General features: G+C 43.8%; 2 protein-coding genes. Both read left to right on the top strand.

Annotated features, from left to right (window positions below; all coding sequences use genetic code 11):
- Nucleotides 1-242 (top strand): carbonic anhydrase (locus Q7C21_RS22290; RefSeq protein ID WP_375151129.1); only part of this gene is annotated, 242 nt, incomplete at its 5' end.
- 117 nt (nucleotides 243-359) lie between these two features.
- The coding region (locus tag Q7C21_RS22285) for a VOC family protein (RefSeq protein ID WP_375151128.1) at nucleotides 360-699 on the top strand (340 nt) is incomplete at its 3' end.

The raw sequence follows: 699 nt of genomic DNA, 5'->3' as shown, positions 1-699 counted from the left end.
CAATCGTCGATCGTATTCGCCCAAGTGTTTACAACTTGCATGAGCTGGCAACGGCCAACGGTCAAGACGTCGATGCGGATGAATTGGTCGATCGCTCTATTCGTGCCAATGTGCGCATGTCGGTCAGCCAATTAAAGCATGGTTCGCGCGCCCTAGAAGACTTAACCAGTAGCGGTCAGCTACTCGTCGTTGGCGCTGAATACAATTTAGAGACTGGAAAAGTACGCTTTTTAGATACTTAATAGCTATTTATCATTAAACGTTCGGAATGGTGGATACGATTTGATTTTGCACGTACCCGTTATCAATGATTTATAATGGATAAATGACGATTAAAATACTTAGATATTGGAAAAATTATGACGGATTTAAAAAATTTAGATGCTAATAAAGACAGTATCACTCAGCCTGAGAGCAGCGTAAAAGCAGAAGGCGTGCAGCCAATTTCAGCGCAGACGGCAGGTTATACTTTTAACCACACCATGCTACGCGTCAAAGACCCAGCCAAATCGTTGGCCTTTTATACGGGTATTTTGGGCATGACGTTACTGGCGGTAAAAAAGTTCCCTACGATGGGGTTTGATTTATATTTCTTGGCCAAGTTGACTGACAGCGAGCGGGAAAATTTGCCAGCGGGTGACGACTTAGAAATTTTTGCCTTCCGTCAGCGCGGTATTTTAGAGCTGACTCATAACTACG

It is taken from the genome of Pantoea sp. ANP04 (assembly GCF_041982285.1).
Lineage (GTDB): Bacteria > Pseudomonadota > Gammaproteobacteria > Enterobacterales > Enterobacteriaceae > Pantoea > Pantoea eucalypti.
The sequence above is the reverse complement of the archived record's forward strand: the minus strand, read 5'-3'. Positions and strand labels throughout refer to the sequence as shown.